This is a genomic window from Acinetobacter sp. 1542444, assembly GCF_000581835.1.
Taxonomy (GTDB): Bacteria; Pseudomonadota; Gammaproteobacteria; order Pseudomonadales; family Moraxellaceae; genus Acinetobacter; species Acinetobacter pittii.
Map to the genome: position 1 here is coordinate 360,551 of NZ_JEYA01000003.1, position 22,005 is coordinate 382,555.

The following is a 22,005-nucleotide window of genomic DNA, read 5'->3' on the forward strand; positions in this document are numbered from 1 at the left end:
TGGGTACGCCTTACAAAATTAATTTAAACCAAGATCAACAACAAGTTGACGAGTTGGTTCGATTTGATTCATTGAATAGAAGTGTAAGCTTGGCGCACCACCTGCAATAAGGCGTTCACACAACTTAACAACAACTTCATGACCGAAAGCTTTAATACTTTCACTGTCATCACCATAGGCTTGTAATTGCTTACGGATCCAGCGAGGAATTTCAGCACCCGTACCGTCTGCAAAGCGAATTAAGTTACTTGCGTTGGTAATTGGCATGATTCCTGGAGCCACCGGAATGTTAATTCCAGCTTGCTCTAAACGCTCTATAAAATAAAAGTACGAATCTGGATTAAAGAAGAATTGAGTAATTCCTGCATTGGCACCAGCTTGTACTTTTTCAATAAAACGTTGAATATCTGAATCAAGATTTTCAGCTTGAGGATGCATTTCTGGATAAGCTGCAACTTCAATATGAAAATGGTCACCTGAGTGCTCACGAATAAAACGTACTAAATCCTGTGCGTAAGGAAGTTCCCCAAGTCCAACCTGACCAGAAGGTAAATCACCGCGTAAAGCAACAATACGGTTAATGCCTTGAGCTTTATATAAATCCAGTAACTCGGCAATACGAGCTTTATCATCACCAATACAAGAAAGGTGAGGTGCAACTGGTGTACCTTTACCATTGAAATCATCAATAGCAGCAAGAGTACGTTCGCGAGTAGAACCACCAGCCCCATAAGTAATTGAGAAAAACTCAGGGTTCAGAAGTTGTAATTCTTGGTGAACAATACGAAGTTTTTCAGCACCAGCATCAGTTTTTGGTGGAAAAAACTCAAAAGAAATAGGTGTACGTTTAGTCATGTCAAATCCTTGTAAACAGCGAAACATTTTAGAAAAAAGGGCAGTCGGTTCACCGTCTGCCCTTAAGTTCTTAGTATTTGTAAGCGTCAGACTTGAATGGCCCCTCAACAGCTACGCCTAAATAATCGGCTTGCTCTTGAGTTAACTGGGTAAGTACACCACCGAAACCTGCAACCATTGCAGCAGCAACTTCTTCATCAAGTTTCTTAGGAAGAACTTCTACACGAATTTTTTCAGCTTTTTCACTTGCAGGAAGATCAGCAAATTTCTCTTGGAATAAGTGAATTTGACCTAAAACTTGGTTAGCAAAAGAACCGTCCATTACACGTGATGGGTGACCAGTTGCATTACCTAGGTTTACAAGGCGACCTTCAGAAAGAAGGATAAGGTAGTTATTTTCATCTTCTGAACGATAAACTTGGTGAACTTGTGGCTTAACTTCAACCCACTTGTAACCACGTAAATAAGCTGTATCGATTTCTGTGTCGAAGTGACCGATGTTACATACAACTGCACCAGCTTTTAAGCTATCTAACATTGCTGCATCGCATACGTGGTAGTTACCAGTTGTTGTTACAACGAGGTCAGTGTTGCCAAGAAGATCTTGGTTAATATCTTCTTTTTTACCTGTTTGTACGCCGTTTTTGTATGGAGATACAACTTCATAGCCGTCCATACATGCTTGCATTGCACAAATTGGGTCAACTTCAGTTACACGAACGATCATGCCTTCTTGACGTAAAGATTGAGCAGAACCTTTACCAACATCACCATAACCGATCACAAGCGCACGGCGACCAGACAAAAGCATGTCAGTTGCGCGTTTGATTGCGTCATTTAATGAGTGGCGGCAACCATATTTGTTGTCGTTTTTAGATTTAGTAACTGAGTCATTTACGTTGATTGCAGGTACTTTCAAAGAACCGTCTTTCCACATTTCGATAAGACGTTGAACACCTGTTGTGGTTTCTTCGGTAATACCGTGAATGCGTTCTAAAAGAGCAGGGTATTTGTCATGAACAAGAGCAGTTAAGTCACCGCCATCATCCAAGATCATGTTGGCATCCCAGGGTTGACCATTAACATTAACTTGTTGTTCAAGGCACCACATATATTCTTCTTCAGTTTCGCCTTTCCAAGCAAAAACTGGAATACCGCGAGCAGCAATTGCAGCAGCAGCATGGTCTTGAGTTGAGAAAATGTTACATGAAGTCCAACGAACTTCAGCACCTAATTCAATAAGCGTTTCAATAAGAACCGCTGTTTGAATGGTCATATGAATACAACCAAGGATTTTTGCACCAGCGAGTGGTTTAGACGCTGCATAACGTTTACGTAAACCAATTAAAGCTGGCATTTCTGCTTCAGCAAGTTTGATTTCTTTACGACCGTAGTCAGCAAGTGAGATGTCAGCAACTTTGTAATCTGTAAATGAAGCATTAACCGCGTTCATCAGGATCTCCTAGGGAAAAAATAGTATGGATCGTTCTGTTCGCGGATGCCGTTGTTGGTTAAAACGAGTGTTTAACCGATTGTCGAGCCTGGCAAATTGATCTTTAGTGCCGATCACTTGTCGCAGCATCCCTCGACTAGCGAAACATTGTACTTGGAAAAGCTTTTAGTGCCAATCCAGTTTTGTTTATTATCTGCTTAATTACGACTTTAGATTTAAATTATGGCCTTAAATATTCCCGAATCTTTGGCAAACCTTGAAGCGAATAGCGGTGTTTTTGCGGTTTGGATGGTGCTTCAGCATCATGGAGTACAAATTGATGTGGTTGAGCTGATTAATGTTTGCCGACACGATGAAGGAGGCACCTATACGATTGCTTTAGCCGTTGCTTTAAAGAAACTAGGATTTGAGGTGTCATTTCATTCAGATGAGGATCCTAGCATTAGCCAAAGCGAACGTATGAGCTATAAAGAAGCAAAGGTATTAAGAATTCCAACTGGACCGGCGCTGAGCTATCAAGATATTCAAGTTGCAATTCAAAACGGAAAAATGGTGATTGTGTACTACGATACTTTAGAAGGTGTTGGAAATCAGTCGCTCATTTATTCTATAGATCAAAAAGAAATCTGCTTTTTTGATAGTTTTGAACCGATGTCAGCGGCAGTTTTTGAAAAGCAGCGTCAAGTAGAAGGGATTTGTCGTCAGGCTATTGTGATTGATGATCGTAATTTTCAGATGTATTCATCAAAATTGAATTAGATAAAAAGAGCCAGTAGAGTGCTGGCTCATATTGAAGTTATTTTTGTTGATATTCTTGAATGACTTCTAAAGCAGCACGAAAAGCTTCTTGTGTAGCAGGGGCGCCGCAATATGGCAGGCTGTGCAATAAAGTTTCTTGAATCTCTTCAACTGTACAGCCATTGTTGAGTGCACCACGAACATGGCCTTTAAGTTCGGTTGGTGATTTAAGTGCCGTGAGCATTGCCAAAGTAATTAATGAACGATATTTACGAGGTAGCACACCTTCACGCTGCCAAGTCGATCCCCATGCATGTTCATTAATCCAGTCTTGTAAAGGCAGGGTAAAGGGCACGGTATTTTCTTGGGCACGCTTTACAAAAGCTTCTCCCATCACTTCTGTGCGAACTTTTAATCCATTTTCGTAATCTTGCTTAGACATTAATTTCTCCTAAAAATAAAAGCGTCGATTGACGCTTTTATGGCTGTTTATTAATTAATGCGAATCAAAAATGATTGCAATAGTGAATTAGTGGAGGCATCAGTCACTAAATTTGATGAGGGTTCGACAAAGGAAGATCTTTATTTAAATCCTCATCAAACACATCTGTAAGCATGCTATCGAATCGAATTGCGTTGTATTGTAATAATTGTTGAGCTTCGCTTTCAGAAATAAAGCCTTCTTTTATCGCTTGTGCAATATTCTCTTCGAAAGTAAGTCCTGTAAATTTGCCTTTAGATTCAGCTTTTTTAAACTTATCCCAAAGCGGTTCAAGCGTTCGCAGAATTTGGAAAGCATGCTCTAAACGACCAGTTACATCATCGGCTTTGGTTGAATAAAATACGTGATGTTTAAGCTGTTCTCTGAAAGGGTGCTCTTGCATCATAAGTTCAGCGACTTGTTGTTTTAACTCATCATCTGGTCTTGAAATGACACGGCCAAAAGGGAAACAGATCCATTTTACAAATGCTGCTGGAAGTTTAGCTGGGAAGTTTTCAAATAATCCCCAAAATGCTTCCTGAATATTTAAGAAAGCTTTTTGTAGCGCTAATTTAGCGTGAAGTTGTTCAGCTTCAGTTTTTTGTCCAGCTTCATAAAATTTTAAAATCGCAGTAGAAATAAAGAGGTGCGCGTGAATATCTGCCAAGCGGCCTGATAACATTTCTTTGCGTTTTAGATCTCCTGCAAGTAAACCAAGTGACATATCCGAAACAAGTGCAAAGTTAGCACTAAAACGATTAATCGTTTTATAGTAACTTGCAGTGAATTGATCAGCTGACTGAGGCGCATCGCTTGAGCCACCTGTCCAACCATAAGCAAATGATCTTGCACCACGGTTAAAGGTATAGGCTAAATGTTTAAATAACAAATCATCAAATTTTTTGACTGAGTTATTTTTATCTTCAGATTGAAGGAGTTGTAACTCTTCAAATAGATAAGGATGACAACGCATTGAACCTTGACCAAAAATCATCAATGAACGGGTCAAAATATTTGCGCCTTCTACTGTAATAGCAATTGGAATTGCCTGATAGGTAAGGGCAAGGAAATTACGTGGCCCAAGTTGAATTGCACGTCCGCCAGCAATATCCATTCCGTGATTGATAACTTTACGCATCGTTTCAGTTGCATAATATTTTGCCATAGCAGTCATCACGGCAGGTGTTCCACCTTGGTTTAGGCCACATGTCACTAAATAACGGAATGCTTCAAGCATATAGGCATCGCTGGCAATTTCACTGGTTGCTTCTTGTACGCCTTCAAATTTACCGACAGAAATATTGAACTGTTGACGAATTTTCGCAAAAGCACCAACGGTTAAATAGCTCATTTCACCTGCGGCTGTGGCTAATGCTGGAAGGGAAATACCACGGCCCACACCTAAACATTCCATGAGCATACGCCAGCCTTTACCGGCATTTTCTTGACCACCAATAATCCAGTCAATAGGAATAAAAACATCTTCTCCTTCTACGGTTCCATTCATAAATGGAGAACCTGGAAAATGTCGTGCTCCTATTTTTACACCCACATGACTTGCAGGAATTAAGGCACAAGTAATACCGTATTCTGTTTTGTCTTTATCTCCCAATAGGCCTTCTGGGTCATAAAGTTTAAAGGCTAGACCAACAACGGTGGCAATTGGCGCAAGCGTAATCCAGCGTTTAGAGAAATTCATGCGAAGTCCAAGGACTTGAGCACCTTCATATTCGCCGTAGCAAACAACACCCGAATCTGGAATCGCGCCTGCATCTGAACCTGCTTCTGGACTGGTTAAACCAAAGCATGGGATCTCTTCACCTTTAGCAAGGCCCGGTAAATATTGCTGTTTTTGTGCATCGGTACCGTAGTGCATGAGTAGCTCACCCGGTCCTAATGAGTTTGGAACCATACAACTCACAGCTGTGGTGAGTGAGCGCGAAGCAATTTTGCTCATAATACGGCTTTGGGCAAATGAGCTAAATTCTTTGCCACCAAAGGACTTTGGAATAATGAGGCCTAAAAAACCTTTGTCTTTAATAAATTGCCAAACTTCAGGTGGCAGATCTTTTAAGTGATGATGAATCTCCCATTCATCTAGCATGCTACAAAGGAGCTCAACTTCATTGTCGATAAAACTTTGTTCTTCTGCTGACAGCGTTGGGTAGGGATATTTTTCAAATTGTGACCAATCGGGTGCCCCCATAAATAATTCTTTTTCCCACCAACTGGTACCTGCCTCTAAAGCCTCTTGTTCAGTCGTACTGATGCTCGGCATTGAGTTTGCTAATGTTTTATATGCAGGTTGAGTAATCAGATTAAAGCGTAATGGTGCAAATAAAATAATGATACTAAGGGCAATAAGGGGAATACCTAAAAGGAGAGCCCATGGCGTTAATATGAGTGCAGTAAGTATGGCTACAGCAATCGTAATAACACTAGCAATGGTTCTGTTTAGATTAAAAAAGAAAATTGCCCATATTGCAAAAAGCTGAATGATAACGCTTAAAACAAAGAGTAGGAAAATCATACTTGCTCCTTGCTAGATAAGCCCTCAAGTTAGAAGTTACAAAAAAGCGAGGAGAGATTTAAGGCTTAACTAGCTAATTTTTAATGCTGTTTAAATTTAATTTTTTATGTCGCAATTGATGTATATGCTAGAGCAGGGATATATCGTACTTTTAGGTATAAGATATTTTTAAGTGAAAGTGTAATGGGTTGTTTTATCGATTTGTCAAGAAATGTTATTGATTTTCTTATACAAATAAAAAGCCCTCTAAAGTAGAGGGCTTTTACAGATATTTAATTTTTAAGCTTCGACAACTTGAACAGCGATTTTTTTAGCTGGATCTACTTTGCGACGAACTTCTGGTACTGGTTCACCGTGGTATTGACGATCAGCAAAGTAACTTGAACGAACCATTGGTGCAGACCAAATATTTCTAAAACCAAGTTTACGGCCATGCTCTGCATAACGTTCGAACTCTTCTGGCGTTACAAAGCGGTCAATTGGCGCGTGTTGTTTAGAAGGTTGTAAGTATTGACCAATAGTCACGTAGTCAACATCGTGAGCACGCAAGTCATCAAGCAAAGCAATAACTTCTTCTTCAGTTTCACCGATACCCACCATCAAACCGCATTTTGTTGGGATGTCAGGACAATATTCTTTAAACATTTTTAATAAGTTTAAAGAATGTTGATAGTCTGAACCTGGACGCATTGCTTTATATAGACGTGGCACAGTCTCAATGTTGTGGTTAAATACGTCTGGCGGACATTCAGTCATAATGCGTAAAGCAATGTCCATACGTCCACGGAAATCTGGTACTAAAATCTCAAGCAATGTATTTGGGCTTAGTGCACGAGCTTCTTTGATACAGTCCACAAAGTGTTGTGCACCGCCGTCAAGTAAGTCATCACGGTCAACCGAAGTAATTACCGCATATTTGAGCTTAAGATTAGCAATTGTCTCTGCCATGTGACGAGGTTCATCTGCATCGAGTGCATTTGGACGACCATGTGCTACATCACAGAAAGGGCAACGACGTGTACAAATATCACCCATGATCATGAATGTTGCTGTACCACCACCAAAACATTCTGGTAGGTTTGGACAAGCCGCTTCTTCACAAACGGTATGGAGTTTTTGAGCACGTAAAGTGGTTTTAATACGCTGAACTTCTTCTGGTGCCGTCATCTTGACACGAATCCAGTCAGGTTTACGCGGCACTTCAACCGTAGGTACAACTTTTACAGGAATTCTTGCGACTTTTTCTGCGCCACGAAGTTTTACACCCTGTTCAGGTTTACGGTGTTCTGACATATTTAACTTTTCCACTCGTTTATAGAGACATTGACATTGTATTATAGCGAACTTCTGCAGTTAATAGCGGAAAATAACTATTCATATAATAAATGTGGTTATTCAGAAATATAGGGTTGAGAAATACATAAATTCACCGCATATTAGCCATAATTTATTATAAAATATGGTCATTCAAGTGAGGAAGGAGCTTTCAATGCCACGTAAAAAAGAGGTCGTTAGTGGGAATTTCGTTAAATACGATGCGGTAGTTCTCGGTTCTGGACCTGCAGGTGAAGGCGCGGCAATGAAGCTTGCAAAAGCGGGTAAGCGTGTTGCAATTGTAGATGTGCGTGATCAACTGGGTGGTAACTGTGCACACGTAGGTACCATTCCAAGTAAAGCATTACGTCAAACAGTTTCTAGTATTATTCGCTATCAGCGTGATCCAATGTTTCAAAAAGTAGGTGAATGGAAACAGTTCACCATGAAACAGGTTTTGCGTAATGCACACAAAGTAATTCAACAACAGGTTGATACGCATACACGTTTTTACGATCGTAACAAAATCGGTGTATTCCACGGCCGTGCATATATTCAAGATAAAAATACAGTTTTAGTTTTTAGCCATGAAGGCATTAAAGAAACAATTATCTGTAAGCAAATCGTGATTGCGACAGGTAGTCGTCCTTATCATCCGCAAGGTTTAGACTTTGATCATCCTCGCGTATTCGATTCGGACAAAATCCTTGATCTTGATTATTCAATTCAAAAAATCATTATTTATGGCGCGGGTGTTATTGGCTGTGAATATGCCTCAATCTTTATTGGTTTAGACCATAAAGTTGACTTGATTAATACTCAGCAAAAATTATTAAGTTATCTAGATGATGAAATTGCTGATGCTTTGTCTTATCACTTACGTGAACAAGGTGTATTGATTCGTCACAATGAGCAAATGGATCATCTTGAAACGTTTGATGACCATGTTGTACTACATTTACAAAGTGGTAAAAAGATTAAAGCCGATGCGATTCTTTGGTGTAACGGTCGTTCAGGTAACACAGAAGGCTTAGGTCTTGAGAATGTTGGGTTAGTACCAAATAACCGTGGTCAACTTTCAGTAAATGATCAATATCAAACTGAAGTTGAAAATATTTATGCTGCTGGTGACGTGATTGGTTGGCCATCACTTGCTTCTGCTGCTTATGACCAAGGGCGCTGTGCTGGTGCAAACATGAGTGGTGAAGATGCGAAGCCAGTACGTGATATCCCAACAGGTATCTATACCATTCCAGAAATCTCATCAATTGGTAAAAATGAACAGGAATTAACGGAAGAGAAAATTCCGTATGAAGTAGGTCAAGCTTCTTTCCGTCATTTGGCTCGTGCACAAATTACTGGTGATACAGTGGGTGAGTTAAAAATTCTTTTCCACCGCGACACTATGGAAATTTTAGGTATTCATTGTTTTGGTAATAACGCTGCCGAAATTATCCACATTGGGCAAGCAGTTATGCACAGCCCAAACAATACTCTGAAATATTTTGTTGAAACAACGTTTAACTATCCAACAATGGCAGAAGCATATCGTGTAGCTGCGCTTAATGGTATGAATCGTTTGTTTTGATTTTAAATAAGTTTTTCATAAAAAAGCCCGCAAACTTGCGGGCTTTTTTATTTTCATTAGACCATAGGTTTTTTATATTTTTATGACAATTTGCAGTATGCGTCTGGCTGTCTATATCTCTAGTGGGCACAAAATGCTTGATTAAAATATACAAATAAATCAGGAGTTTGTTTCCATAAAATGATTGAACAGGCCAGCAGAGTAATCACGAGCAAAGTCATAATTGTTTTCAAAAGTAAGGCATTATGCGTCATGAATAACAGCCTCCTCATTTACAAAGAAATGTACGATTACCCCTAATATACTCAAAGCTATTGAACATAGCCAAATCGCATTGTAATTACCTGTTAAGTCATGGTTAACACCGCCAAGCCAACCGCCAAAGAAAGAACCGACTTGATGGGTGAAAAACACAATACCACTTAACATTGAAAGGTATTTAACACCGAACATATTTGCGACAATGCCGTTGGTAAGTGGAACTGTAGAGAGCCATAAAAGTCCCATAATGACGCCAAAAGCATATACCGTATAAGTGCTTAGAGGTAATAGTAAAAAGGCGATGATTGCGATGCCGCGGCTACCGTAAAGTGCCATTAATAATTTAGGTTTTGAGAATCGATCTCCCAGCCAACCCGCCCCATAAGTTCCCACAATATTAAATAGTCCTACTAATGCCAGAAACACAGTTCCTGTAGCTGCATCAAAGCCATGATCGATTAAATAGCCCGGCAGATGAACGCCTAAAAAGACCACCTGAAACCCACAGACTAAAAAGCCTAAAGCTAACCACCAGAATGGCTTATGTTTTCTAGCAATATTCAGTACTTGTTTAAATGTGAGCTGTGGTTCAGCAATTGCTTTTGGCGTTTGATTGCTTGGTCCTTTTAGCATCCACGCTAGGGGAATAATAAGAGCAATTAATAGTGCACTCACCATCAAAGCTGACGACCATCCTACCGTTTTAAGCAAGAGAAGGGTGGAAGGTAGCATAATAAACTGACCAAAAGAGCCTGCTGCACTGGCAATACCCATTGCCATACTTCTTTTTTCTGGAGGGGCAGCTCTGCCTACTGCACTCAGTAAAACCGTAAAAGAGGCTGCTGATAAAGCTAAACCAATAATAAGACCTAAGCTTAAATTCAAAATGAGTACACTTGAACTAAAAGCCATTAAAAGTAGGCCTAGGGTATAAAGTAAGCCACCAACAGCAACCACAACTTTACTGCCATATTTATCTGCAATTGCACCGGTAAAAGGCTGAACAGCTCCCCAGATCAGGTTCTGCATGGCTATCGCAAGACTAAAAACATGCTGTCCCCAGCCAAATTCATGGCTCATGGGTACAAGGTAGAGACCGAAACCATGACGGACACCTAATGAAAGGGCCAAAATAATTGCACTGCCAATCAGCATATAGATGAGGGACTGAGAAAATTGGTTGTCAGTTTTAGTCATGATTAATGGAAAATTATAATAATGATGATTTATTGTAGAAGATATATCGAAAAATATCGATATAGTTGGAGGGAATATTTAAGAAGAATTAAAAAGTTCTTAAGAATCGTATTTTATGACAAGAAAATTAAAGAAGCAGACATCATTTTGATCTCTGCTTCTTGTAGAAATTATGCTGCGGAATTACGTTCAAGTAATGCTTGTTCAAAAAGTACTTGTTCTTTTTCTTTATGTTCAGTCGTGAAGCGAATTAGAATTACGCTACAGCCTGCGACCATAACCAAACTACCTAAAATAAATAGACAAGTTTGAACATCTAGCAAACCTTTTAATAAGAAACCAGCTGCAACAGCACCCGCATTGCCACCTGCACCAATAATGCCTGCAACACCACCTAAAGCATTACGATCAATAAATGGTACGAGAGCATAAGTCGCGCCACAAGCCATGTGAGTAAACAAGGCAAAAATCGTCATAGAAATAATTGCAAGAGCGACCACATTCATTTGAGAGAAAAGAATCAAGAATAAACCTTCACCCAAAATCATGAGAACTAGTACTTTAGTGCGGCCATCTAAACCTTTTTTGAGTGCAACTTTATCGGAAATAATACCGCCAAGTGCACGAGCAAAGAGCGCAAGAAGACCAAATATCCCCGCGGTTAATCCAGCAGTTTTTAAATCCATTTTGAACTGATCAACATAATACATTGCTGCAACGTTATGGATAAAAATTTCAATCCCGAAACATGCACCATAAGCCACAAATAAAATCCAGACACGGTAGTTACGAGCAGCTTGCATTAAAATAGCCATGCCACCTTTTTTACCACTGCCAACTTCAATCCCTTGTGCACGGACTTCTTTGAAGTTTCCTTGAGGACAGTCTTGGGTGAGTTTCCAATAAAGAATACCAACAATGACCATCATTACGCCTGGTACGATTAGTGCAACACGCCAGCCCATAGTTTGTTCGACACCGAACATGACAATTGCACCAAGTAATAAAGGCATTAGAGCTTGGGTTGCACCGCCACCAGCATTACCCCAACCAGCTGCTGCCGCATTTGCTGTACCTACAACATTAGGTGCAAACATAACGCTTGTATGATATTGCGTAATAACAAAGCTTGCGCCAATTGCACCAATCAGTAAGCGGAAGAATAAAAAAGACTCATAACTGTTAGCAGCAGCAACCCCAAATACAGGAATACTGCCAAGCAAAAGAAGGGCTGTATAGGTAATCCTCGGGCCATATTTATCACAAAGCGGACCGACAACGAGTCGTACTAAAATCGTAATTGCAACGGCGGCAATATTGATATTGGCAATTTGATCTTTGGTTAAGCCGAACTCACCTTTAATAACTGGCATGAGTGGTGCGCAAGCAAACCATGCGAAGAAGCACACAAAGAATGCGAGCCAAGTCATGTGGAAAGCGCGCATTGCAGGAGTAGAAAAGCTAAATAATTTTATTTCAGTTGCTTTTTTTGCATCTAGATTGATATTTGAAGACATACGCCGTCCCTCTGAACTGAACGAAATTTTAATTTGCATGGCAATTTATTGCCTATCTGCAGACCGATCAGAGCGGACATCGTTGGCCGTCTTGGTTTATTCATTGAATCATCGTTGACTCATCTTGCTATGAATAAAGCAAAGCTTGTGCCAAAAAATTAATTTTACTAAAAAGGAAAAATTACTTTCTAATTCTATTGAGTTAGTTTATTAAAAATAAAATTAATTAAAAAACAGAAATAAATCAGTAAATGGTCATAAGAGAGGAAGGCGGTAAATTTTTTCTATCGGCTTTATAAAAGTGCTCATTTTTTTAGCATTTTGATTTAAAAAGAAGCAAAATGTGGAAAAAAGAAAGCTATAAAAACATGCATAAATTTTTATAGCTTTGGGTGACACAAAAATTAGAAGCGGTAACCAATACCGGCATAACCTAAAATTGGATTAATTTCGATATCTGCTTTTGCATTAATTAATTCACCATATTTGGCATCATTGACTGTAATGGTCGTATCCGTTTTTAAGTGAGCGTAAGAGACAGAACCAACCGCATACCATTTGTCATTAAAGTCATAGGTGAAACCCAAAGTTGCTACGGGCGCAATTGCGTCAGATGCCTCAAGGTCTACTTTAGGATCACCAGAACTAGTTTTTCTTTCTAAAGCAGCACCCGATTTACCATCTTTAATATTTACAATCATATGACCAGCACTGACTAAATCATTTTCAATTTCAGGATTCATTTCTAATTCACTGAAATAGGCATACATCACACCTAGTCCAACATACGGTCTAAATTTATTTACGCCAGTTTTGCCAAAGTGATATTGTAATTCAAATGCTGGTGTCCAAGCTCGAGCGGATGCAGCACTTCCATGGGCTTCAAGATCGGTAATAAAAATATTATTTTCAAGCTCCATTGATCCAAGAATTCCGCCAGCAGGTTTTGCAGTAGCAGAAAAAGGCGCATAAATCTTACCTTTACCTTGTAGATCGACTTTAGGTGGAATTCCTGCTTTTACTTCTAATGAGACATTATCTGTAAAAAAGTAATTTGTCATAAGACCGAGGGTAGTTACATCATCAGCTTCTAAGCCTGTATTCTCCGCTTCCCATTGACTCAAACCGCGAATTTCAGCGGTTCCACTTAACCATGCGGGAATAGTATCAGTACCTAAACCAATAACATCAATAAGTTCTTCAAGAACGACATTACTATTACTATCAGAAATATTGTCTTGAATAGTTTTTACTTTAATATCTCCGACCTTAGATTGCTCATTTTCTTTAACAGAAGTATTAATCCTAAAAGGCTGAGCTTTTCCTGTTGGTTTTACATATAAAGGACCCGCAGAGACAGAAAAACGTTTGAAGCCATCGCCATCTTTAAAACTAAAATATGGTGAAGCGGCATAGGTGAATGTTGGCAGAGCAAAAAAGGCAGCTGTCATACAAAATAATGACTTTTTCATCATAAAAGGACTCCATGTCCGACATTTGTTTACTGATTTTTATTGAGCCCACCATACCTTGTTTTATTGAATAGATTGTGTATTAAAAATTAATAATTGTAATTTTTTTGAAATATTTGTTGATATTTAGAAAGATTTATTAATAAAAAGTACATAATAAATAATAAAAGGCTACACAAAGTAGCCTTTTATTTAAGTTTTTTAAATTATTGGTTGAAGCGAGATAAGTCTTCTTCAGGACGAGCAGTTAAGACTTCAATGCCTGTTTGGGTAACTAAAATAGTATGTTCATACTGAGCTGAAAGTTTATGGTCTTTGGTTACGACAGTCCATTTGTCACCTAACAATTTAGTTTGCCATACGCCAGCATTTACCATAGGTTCAATCGTAAAAGTCATACCTGCTTCTAAACGCATACCTGTACCAGCTTGACCATAATGGAGTACTTGAGGTTCATCATGGAAAACAGTTCCAATACCGTGACCACAATATTCGCGTACTACACTAAAACGTTCTGATTCGACATACTTTTGGATTGCGTGGCCGATATCACCTAAATATGAACCATCTCTAACAGTTGCCATCCCACGATACATCGCTTCTTGAGCAACTTTGCATAGACGGTTGGCTAAAATAGAAGTTTCACCACCAACGATATACATCATGTTGGTATCGCCGTGATAACCATCTTTAATGACAGTAACGTCAATATTAAGGATGTCACCATTTTTTAAAATTTTATTTTCAGAGGGAATACCATGACAGACAACATGGTTAACCGAAGTACAAATAGAGTGTTGAAAAGCAGGGCGCCCAGGAGCTCCACCATAGCCTACACATGCAGGAATAGCATGTTGCACATTTTCAATGTGATTACGACAAATGGTATCAAGTTCAAGTGTACTCACACCTGCCTTAATATGGGGCTTGATCATCTCTAGAACTTCAGCCGCCAGTCGTCCTGCAATGCGCATTTTTTCAATTTCATCTGGAGTTTTGATTAATCGACGTGGAGCTGTATAAGTACTGTTCATGATCTCTAAAAACTTTTGGTAATTTACAAGTGTCTATGGTATAAATAGCCGCCCATTTTATCAAATGCTTTTCGTGAATATCTTTTACGAACAATTTTGATAGATGGAGTAAAAAATCCGCACATATATCGTCACATTACTCTGGGTGCCCGTAAAAAGGTGGAGAATGCGGATATATGGAGGCCTAACCCAACTTTTAAGGTAAAGAAAATGGCAGATTACAACGTAAGCATGCGCGACCTTCTTCAAGCAGGTGCGCACTTTGGTCACCAAACTCGTTTCTGGAACCCAAAAATGCGTCAATACATTTTTGGCGCGCGCAACAAAATTCACATCATCAACCTTGAGCACACTGTTCCTGCGTTAAATGATGCTTTGAACTTCGCTAACCAATTAGCAAGCAAAAAGAACAAAGTTTTGTTCGTTGGTACAAAACGTGCTGCTTCTAACATCATCCGTGAACAAGCTCAACGCGCTGGTCAACCATATGTAGATCACCGTTGGTTAGGTGGTATGTTGACGAACTGGAAAACACTTCGCCAATCTATCAACCGTTTAAAAGATCTTCAAACTCAATCTCAAGATGGTACTTTTGCTAAGCTTACTAAACGTGAAGCTTTAGAACGTGCTCGTGAGATGGAAAAACTTGAGCGCTCTTTAGGCGGCGTTAAAAACATGGGTGGTTTACCTGACGCATTATTTGTAATCGACGTTGATCACGAAGCGATTGCAATCAAAGAAGCTAAGAACTTAGGTATTCCTGTTATCGGTATCGTTGATACAAACTCTAACCCAGACAACGTTGATTACGTTATTCCTGGTAACGACGATGCGATCCGTGCAGTAACTCTATATGCTTCAGCTATGGCTGACGCAATTCTTGCTGGTAAAGAATACGCTCAATCTCAAGCGAACGCTCAAGCAAAAGGCGATGACGCTGCGAAAGACGCTTCTGAGGCTTAATGCGTTTTGACGCAGGCTTGTCATTTTTGCGACATGTAATGGTGGCAAATTAAGCGTCGAGAGTGCAAACGGCCCAGAGTTTCTTTGGGCCGTTTTTGTTGAAAAGATTTATTTTCTACCGATTTTAGGAGATCAACATGACTGCAATTACTGCAAGCATGGTAAAAGAATTACGTGACCGTACTGGTCTTGCAATGATGGAATGCAAAAAAGCATTAACAGAAGCGAACGGTGACATCGAGCTTGCTATTGATAACCTTCGTAAATCTGGTCAAGCTAAAGCTGCTAAAAAAGCTGGTAACATTGCTGCTGACGGTGCAATCACAATCGTTCAAGAAGGCAACAAAGCAATTTTAGTTGAAGTTAACTGTCAAACTGACTTCGTTGCTAAAGACGAAAACTTCTCTAACTTCTCAAAAGCTGTTGCTACTGCTGCTTTAGCTGCTGGTGAAACTGATGCTGCTAAAATCGCTGAATTAAAATTAGCAGACGGTCAATCAGTTGAAGAAGCTCGTATTGCACTTGTTCAAAAAATCGGTGAAAACATCCAAGTTCGTCGCGCGAAAATCGTTGAAGGCGAAAACTTGGCTATCTACAAACACGGTTTAAAAATCGGTGTTGTAGTTTCTTATACTGGTGATGCTGATACTGGTAAAGGTATTGCAATGCACGTTGCTGCATTCAACCCAGTAGCTGTAAATGCTGAAGCTGTTCCTGCTGACCTTATCGCTAAAGAAAAAGAAATTGCTGAAGCGAAAGCGTTAGAATCTGGTAAGCCAGCTAACATCGTTGAGAAAATGGTAACTGGTTCAGTTGATAAATACTTGAACGAAGTTGCTCTTGATCGTCAAATGTATGTAATCGACAACGACAAGAAAGTTGCTGATGTATTAAAAGCAACTGGTACTACTGTTGCTGAATTCGTACGTTTCGAAGTTGGTGAAGGTATTGAGAAGAAAGCAGAACTTAGCTTCGCTGAAGAAGTTGCTGCTGCTCAAGCTGCTGCGAAGTAATTCGTATCACAATAAAAAAAGCCCCATTGGGGCTTTTTTTATCTCAGTTAAAATAAGGGTATACAATGACAAATAAAAAAAATCTCAGTATTGCTGGTGTGATTATTTTATTGATTGCTGCGTATTTTGGTCTAGATTTATCTGGGCATAAGCAAAATCAATCACCATCATCAACTATACCCGCAGCTCAGCGTAATGAAACTACACTTTCAAATAATGGGGTGGACACTGTAAAAGCTGCTTATGAGCAGAGACAAAGTAATGTTCAAGTGCAGGGAAGTGGTCGAGTCAAAGCAATTTTAAGAGATGATAATGATGGGTCAAGACACCAGAAATTCATTCTAGTATTAAAAAATGGTCTTTCAATTTTGGTTGCACATAATATCGATTTGGCACCTAAAATTTCTAATCTAAATAAAGGTGACATCGTTGAGTTTTATGGCGAATATGAATACAACCCGAAAGGTGGTGTACTACATTGGACTCATCACGATCCACAAGGTCGTCATGAAAGTGGTTGGCTTAAACATGACGGACAGATCTATCAATAAAGCTCACGTGAACGTTTAATCAGATTATTTTCATAGAGCAATTTTGTTCTATTCAGTTTATTAAAACATGCTATGGTTTTTTTATTGAATAGATGAGACGTATTTATGCAGCGGGAGCAAGCCGATTATCTGCATGTGCGAGAGTTGGGCGGTTTAGAGTTACTAAAAGCACATTATCACCAAACACAATTTTCAAAGCATACTCATGAAGGGTACTGTATTGGTGTGATTGAAGAGGGAGCACAGTCTTTTTTTAGGACAGGACAGCTACATGTAGCTCCTAAAGGCGATATTATTTTAGTCAATGCTGACGAGATCCATACTGGTTCATCGGCTGTTGAGTCGGGGTGGCGTTATCGAGCGATCTATCCAACACCTGAAATGTTAGTAGAAGTTAGCCAAGATTTTTTTGAAAATTCACATGGCGCACCATGGTTTCCTCAAGCCGTGATTCGCGACCTAGGTTTGGCTCAACAGCTTTGCTTACTTTTTGATTTATTAGAACAAAAAGATAATTTCCTACTCAAAGAAACGATGTATTTAACAACGTTAGCTTGTCTTATGAAGAGACACGGTAAATCAAATCATACTTTTTGTGAGTTACCAGAAGCATATTCAAAAATATTAAGAGTTAAAGAATTGCTCGTAGAAATGCCTGAAACAAACTTTTCTTTACAAGACTTGGCTGACATGGTCGGCTTGAGCGCTTGGCATTTCTTAAGACAATTTAAAAAATATGTAGGTCTGCCACCTCACGCTTGGCTTGTACAAGCACGTTTACAAAAAGCAAGACAGTTATTAAAACAGGGGGACCAAATTGCCATGGTGGCACAACAATGTGGTTTTTCTGACCAAAGCCATTTTAACCGTCACTTTAAAAAAGCAATGGGCGTCACACCCACTCAATATGTAGCAAGTTTGAATATATAAATAAATTAGTTTTAAAGCAATTTTATCCAATATAAGTCGGCACTCATCAAGCATGGTATAGAGATGTTTCTTATATTGGATTTTATATATGAATATTCAGCTTAATCAGCCAGTTGGGTTTTCAAAAAATAAGCCATCCTATTTATTTTTACGTGGCGCAATGGATATTTTGCCCTTATCAATTTCTGTTATTCCGTGGGCAATCTTAGCGGGATCTATGGCAATTCATGCAGGATTATCTTTCTATAAAGCACTAGCACTGTCTGGACTCGTCTTTGCTGGAGCTGCTCAGTTGGTTAGCTTAAGCATGGCTATGGAAGGTGCTTCTGTTTTTACAATTTATTTGACTATTTTCTTTTTAACGGCTCAGCATTTTATTTATGCATTAACTTTAAGAAATGACATTTCTATTTTGTCCTTACCTAAACGATTGAGTTTAGGCTTTTTATTAACAGATGAATTGTTTGCGGTGAGTGCTCCATTTGAAAAAAGAAGTTCAGAATACCTGCTAGGAGCTGGACTATGTTTTTATTTATTTTGGGTTGCTTTTAGTTTGGTGGGAATACTACTGGCGACAGTGATACCTGATCTTTTAAATTACCATTTGGATTTTTCGATTGTTGCTATTTTTATTGCTATGATTGTGCCGTTATGTAAAGGATTTTCAGTCATAGCTGGTGTGCTAACAACTTGTTTAAGTGGGTTTTTATTTAGATTTTATCAAATTGAGGGTGCGATTTTACTTTCAGGATTGATGGGAATGTTGATTGCTGTTTTAACTGAAAAAATGGGTAAGGAGCAATAATATGTCTTGGTTTATGATTTTAGGCTTGGCAGCAATCGTCTTTTTTAATCGCTATTATTTTTTAGAACCTCAAGTAAAAATTAAACTGCCGCTTATTCTGAATAAGATGCTTAACTATTCTGCACCTTGTTTGTTAACTGCAATTTGTATTCCAGTTATTTTTTTCGATGGTAATCATTTAAGAGGCGTGATAAATAATCCTTATATTTATGCAGCAATTTTTTGTATTGTGATTGCTATGTACCTAAAAAAAGTTCTTTTAAGTGTGATAGCAAGTTTAGGATTTTTTTATTTTATAAATTTTCTAATAAATTACTAACATGCAAAAGCTGAATCGAAAGGATTCAGCTTTAAGTTAATCTTTAAGCAGGAGCTTGTTGTTGTCTGCTTTTCCATTTAGGTAAAATTTTTGAGAGATAAGCATCCATACACCAAACTGGTCCAATTAGTAGGAATTGTAAATCTTTAAAGAACGAAGGTTTTTTGCCTTCGACTTTATGTCCGTAAAATTGTCCAACCCAAGCAATCACAAAAATAGCGATATAAAACCCGACTCCTACAGGTAGGGTATAAATGAGCCATGCCATAACAACAAGTAAAGCAGCCATTGCCACAGCAAGTACAAGATCTAAACGTGCATAAAATACTAAGGTCAACACAAGTAATAAAGCAGTAAGCAATGTGCTGAAATGTGCAATGATTCCAATAATAGAAAATAAAATGGCGGGAACGCAAAGCCAGTGAATTTGTTTATTGGTTGGATTTTGATGACTTTCGCTATATTCATCAAACCATTCAGTAATGGATTTCATTAGTAGCACACTCCTTGTTTTAACTTTGATTTATTTTTTGTGAGTATATTTTAGCCTGTTCTTGAGGATCTCGACAAGAAACTAACACTATTCAACTATAGGGAGCGTTGTTTTAAAAAAACTAAGAAAGGGCAAATGAAAAAATAATGCGAGTGTGATTGACAAGGTGGACAATTCGACCACAAGAATGGGGCGATTTTTCATAATATTTTTTCTGTGTTGCTAGATGATGAAATCATCTAAAAAAGCGTAATTTTGAGATTGATGGGAAAATTGTATGAAAAAGCTCTACTCATCTACTCTAAAAACGCCATAAATAGCGTTTATTTTGGGGAAATGGTACTAGGGTAGCGCAAATTTAAAAAAGACGCTTTAAACGCAAATTAGACGTAAAATTAACTGGTATTAAATAAACATAGTTTTTTGTTTAAAAAATATTCAAATTCAGAGCTGGATAAGGGTCAAAAAAAGAGGATTTTTTAACTTTACGTTAGGAATTATTTTGATAACTTAAAATATAAAAAAGCCGCAGAAAAAATTGCGGCTTTTTACATGAACTCGAGAGGCTATAACTTATGAAGTTGGGCCATCAACACGCTCAATATTTACTTTAGCTGTACCAGCATTGGTAATACCAAGACGTTTAGCTGCACCGTATGATAGGTCAAGTACACGGTTGCCATGGAAAGGACCACGGTCATTTACTTTTACAACCACACTTTTACCATTGTCTTTATTCGTTACTCGAATGTAACAGTTCAACGGTAGGCTACGGTGAGCAGCAGTTAAAGCATTCATGTCGAATGTTTCACCACTTGCAGTTTTACGACCATGGAATTGGCGGCCATACCAAGATGCCATACCAGTTTGGCTAAACTTACGAACAGTGTTTGAAGCTACTGTGTTAAGTTTTTCAATCACTGAAGGCTCATCTTCAGGGATTTCAATTTTTGCTGCGATAGCTTGACGACGGATTTGATCGCCAGAACGTTCAGTGATTGAAAGACTGTTAATGTTAGAAAAACGAGAATTAAAGTTTTGAGTATCTTTACTCAATACACGTGCTGCTAGATTAGGACCATCTACATCACTGTTTAATGATGATGACTGCACCATTTCAGCGTGCAGTGGGGCCATACTTAAACTAGCCGTCAGTGCAAGAACGTATTTCAGCGATAACTGCATTTGTATAAACTCCTGAGAACATGTACTTTTTTCTTTCAGCCATTGACTGAAATTTAAAGTGAACATGCCTTATTATTCACTTTTGCAATTGCTATATTGGGGTGGATAATATTCATCGGTTACGGAGAGTGTCTAGTCTTTAATGAGAAATCTTTACAAAAAGGGCAAAAACTTACAGTTTCAGTCTAAAAAATAATCAATAATGTAACAAATTATTAAAAATGTATGTATTGTGATCTATTTAACAAAAATATTTATTGACTTTTACATAAAGTATAAAAAAGCTAGCCTATCGGCTAGCTACTTCGGTGCCTAATAACCATACAGCAGTAGCGTACATACGGCTCTTATTATAAGTCGTAATCACTTGAAAATTCGGGTAAGTTAAATAGTAAATTGGTCCATTATAGTCTTGTAATTGAATAACATTCACCATATCGAGATCATCAATTTTAACTAAAGGATTCAATGGAGAAATACCGAGTGTCTTTAATGCACCATATGGGAAAGGTTGCGTTAAATCTTTAGCAATAATACTTTCTGGATTTGCCCCAGTGTAACGAGCCATAAACCCGATCGGTTGGTCGCGTTGCCAACCTTGTTTTGCTAAGTAGTTTGCAATTGATCCAATAGCATCTTCTGCTGAGTTTCTTAAGTCGATATGTCCATTACCGTCATAATCCACCCCATATTTACTAATATTGCTTGGCATAAATTGTGGATAGCCAATCGCACCTGCATAGGAACCAACAATACTATTTGTTGGGTAGCCTTCTTTATAAGTCCAAGCAATAAGAGCAGCTAGCTCATCACCAAAATATTCAGCACGGCGAGGGTAGCCAAAAGCAAGGGTAGCTAAAGCATCACGTGTAATAAAAGAACCTTTATTTGCGCCATAACCTGTTTCAACGCCCAAAATACCTAAAATGACAGCTTGAGATACGCCATATTGTTGTTCTGCACGATTTAACGCATCTGCATATTGATTTTTAAAACGGACACCACGTTGAATTGTGCCTTCAACCAAGAACATAGAGCGATAATCATACCAAGGCTTACTTTCACCCGGGCGAGTCATAATATTTAGAATGTTTGGTAAATTTTTTGCCCCACTCATGGCTGCATCGACTTGATCGCTACTTAAGCCATAAGCATTCATCGTTTTTTGTTTAAAATTCAAATAATCAGGATGTGTTGCAAAATCGTTGGCCTGAGCGAAATGACTTGTACTGATTAAGCCAGTACACAAAGCGAGCATTTTTAAAGTTTTATTTAAGTGTTGAGACAACATATCGTTTTAAAATTC

Annotated in this window: 20 protein-coding genes; 8 read left to right on the forward strand and 12 right to left on the reverse strand. The window is 38.6% G+C overall.

Going from position 1 to position 22,005, the window contains the following annotated elements; all coding sequences use genetic code 11:
- Positions 1–18: 18 nt before the first annotated feature.
- Complete coding sequence (gene metF / locus J580_RS13780; protein WP_032004580.1) at positions 19–855, reverse strand: methylenetetrahydrofolate reductase [NAD(P)H]; 837 nt, start codon at positions 853–855, stop codon at positions 19–21.
- A gap of 70 nt (positions 856–925) precedes the next feature.
- A complete protein-coding gene (gene ahcY, locus J580_RS13785; protein WP_032004581.1) occupies positions 926–2,308 on the reverse strand; it encodes an adenosylhomocysteinase in 1,383 nt (460 codons plus the stop codon).
- Between the two features lie 222 nt (positions 2,309–2,530).
- On the opposite strand from ahcY, the gene J580_RS13790 reads away from it, so the two are divergent.
- A complete protein-coding gene (locus tag J580_RS13790; protein ID WP_032004582.1) occupies positions 2,531–3,067 on the forward strand; it encodes a cysteine peptidase family C39 domain-containing protein in 537 nt (178 codons plus the stop codon).
- A 37-nt stretch (positions 3,068–3,104) separates the two neighbouring features.
- On the opposite strand, the gene J580_RS13795 is transcribed toward J580_RS13790, so the two are convergent.
- From J580_RS13795 to lipA, 3 genes are all read right to left on the reverse strand, one after another.
- Positions 3,105–3,488, reverse strand: a complete 384-nt coding sequence (locus J580_RS13795; RefSeq protein WP_032004584.1) for a carboxymuconolactone decarboxylase family protein — start codon at positions 3,486–3,488, stop codon at positions 3,105–3,107.
- 106 nt (positions 3,489–3,594) lie between these two features.
- Complete coding sequence (locus J580_RS13800) at positions 3,595–6,057, reverse strand: acyl-CoA dehydrogenase (RefSeq protein ID WP_032004585.1); 2,463 nt, start codon at positions 6,055–6,057, stop codon at positions 3,595–3,597.
- A gap of 279 nt (positions 6,058–6,336) precedes the next feature.
- Positions 6,337–7,350: a lipoyl synthase gene (lipA, locus tag J580_RS13805; protein WP_002118167.1), complete on the reverse strand. Its 1,014-nt coding sequence runs from the start codon at positions 7,348–7,350 to the stop codon at positions 6,337–6,339.
- Between the two features lie 196 nt (positions 7,351–7,546).
- On the opposite strand from lipA, the gene sthA reads away from it, so the two are divergent.
- A complete protein-coding gene (gene sthA / locus J580_RS13810; protein ID WP_002118117.1) occupies positions 7,547–8,959 on the forward strand; it encodes a Si-specific NAD(P)(+) transhydrogenase in 1,413 nt (470 codons plus the stop codon).
- 243 nt (positions 8,960–9,202) lie between these two features.
- On the opposite strand, the gene J580_RS13820 is transcribed toward sthA, so the two are convergent.
- From J580_RS13820 to map, 4 genes are all read right to left on the reverse strand, one after another.
- Positions 9,203–10,417, reverse strand: coding sequence for an MFS transporter (locus J580_RS13820; RefSeq protein ID WP_032004586.1), 1,215 nt, complete (start codon positions 10,415–10,417; stop codon positions 9,203–9,205).
- Positions 10,418–10,587: 170 nt separating this feature from the next.
- Positions 10,588–11,934 (reverse strand): MFS transporter, encoded by a 1,347-nt coding sequence (locus J580_RS13825; protein WP_032004588.1) that lies wholly within the window; start codon positions 11,932–11,934, stop codon positions 10,588–10,590.
- Between the two features lie 404 nt (positions 11,935–12,338).
- Positions 12,339–13,409 carry an OmpW/AlkL family protein gene (locus J580_RS13830; protein ID WP_014207246.1) on the reverse strand — a complete coding sequence of 357 codons (1,071 nt, stop codon included), beginning with the start codon at positions 13,407–13,409 and terminating at the stop codon, positions 12,339–12,341.
- 203 nt (positions 13,410–13,612) lie between these two features.
- Positions 13,613–14,440, reverse strand: a complete 828-nt coding sequence (gene map, locus J580_RS13835; RefSeq protein ID WP_032004590.1) for a type I methionyl aminopeptidase — start codon at positions 14,438–14,440, stop codon at positions 13,613–13,615.
- A 210-nt stretch (positions 14,441–14,650) separates the two neighbouring features.
- Between map and rpsB the strand changes: the two genes are divergently transcribed.
- From rpsB to J580_RS13865, 6 genes are all read left to right on the forward strand, one after another.
- Positions 14,651–15,403 carry a 30S ribosomal protein S2 gene (rpsB, locus tag J580_RS13840; protein ID WP_002118204.1) on the forward strand — a complete coding sequence of 251 codons (753 nt, stop codon included), beginning with the start codon at positions 14,651–14,653 and terminating at the stop codon, positions 15,401–15,403.
- A 137-nt stretch (positions 15,404–15,540) separates the two neighbouring features.
- Positions 15,541–16,416, forward strand: coding sequence for a translation elongation factor Ts (gene tsf / locus J580_RS13845; RefSeq protein ID WP_002118238.1), 876 nt, complete (start codon positions 15,541–15,543; stop codon positions 16,414–16,416).
- Positions 16,417–16,481: 65 nt separating this feature from the next.
- Entirely contained in the window at positions 16,482–16,967 is a 486-nt protein-coding gene (locus tag J580_RS13850) for a DUF3465 domain-containing protein (protein ID WP_032004591.1), read from the forward strand.
- A 105-nt stretch (positions 16,968–17,072) separates the two neighbouring features.
- A complete protein-coding gene (locus J580_RS13855; protein WP_032004593.1) occupies positions 17,073–17,897 on the forward strand; it encodes a helix-turn-helix transcriptional regulator in 825 nt (274 codons plus the stop codon).
- An 88-nt stretch (positions 17,898–17,985) separates the two neighbouring features.
- Positions 17,986–18,702, forward strand: a complete 717-nt coding sequence (locus J580_RS13860; RefSeq protein ID WP_032004594.1) for an AzlC family ABC transporter permease — start codon at positions 17,986–17,988, stop codon at positions 18,700–18,702.
- 1 nt (position 18,703) lies between these two features.
- Positions 18,704–19,021, forward strand: a complete 318-nt coding sequence (locus J580_RS13865; protein ID WP_016145923.1) for an AzlD domain-containing protein — start codon at positions 18,704–18,706, stop codon at positions 19,019–19,021.
- A gap of 43 nt (positions 19,022–19,064) precedes the next feature.
- Here J580_RS13865 and J580_RS13870 read toward each other — a convergent pair whose 3' ends face one another.
- The 3 genes from J580_RS13870 to mltB form a co-directional block, all read right to left on the reverse strand.
- Positions 19,065–19,514 (reverse strand): DUF962 domain-containing protein, encoded by a 450-nt coding sequence (locus tag J580_RS13870; protein WP_032004595.1) that lies wholly within the window; start codon positions 19,512–19,514, stop codon positions 19,065–19,067.
- Between the two features lie 573 nt (positions 19,515–20,087).
- A complete protein-coding gene (locus J580_RS13875; protein WP_002118141.1) occupies positions 20,088–20,699 on the reverse strand; it encodes a septal ring lytic transglycosylase RlpA family protein in 612 nt (203 codons plus the stop codon).
- 289 nt (positions 20,700–20,988) lie between these two features.
- A complete protein-coding gene (gene mltB / locus J580_RS13880; RefSeq protein WP_032004596.1) occupies positions 20,989–21,990 on the reverse strand; it encodes a lytic murein transglycosylase B in 1,002 nt (333 codons plus the stop codon).
- Between the last annotated feature and the right edge of the window lie 15 nt (positions 21,991–22,005).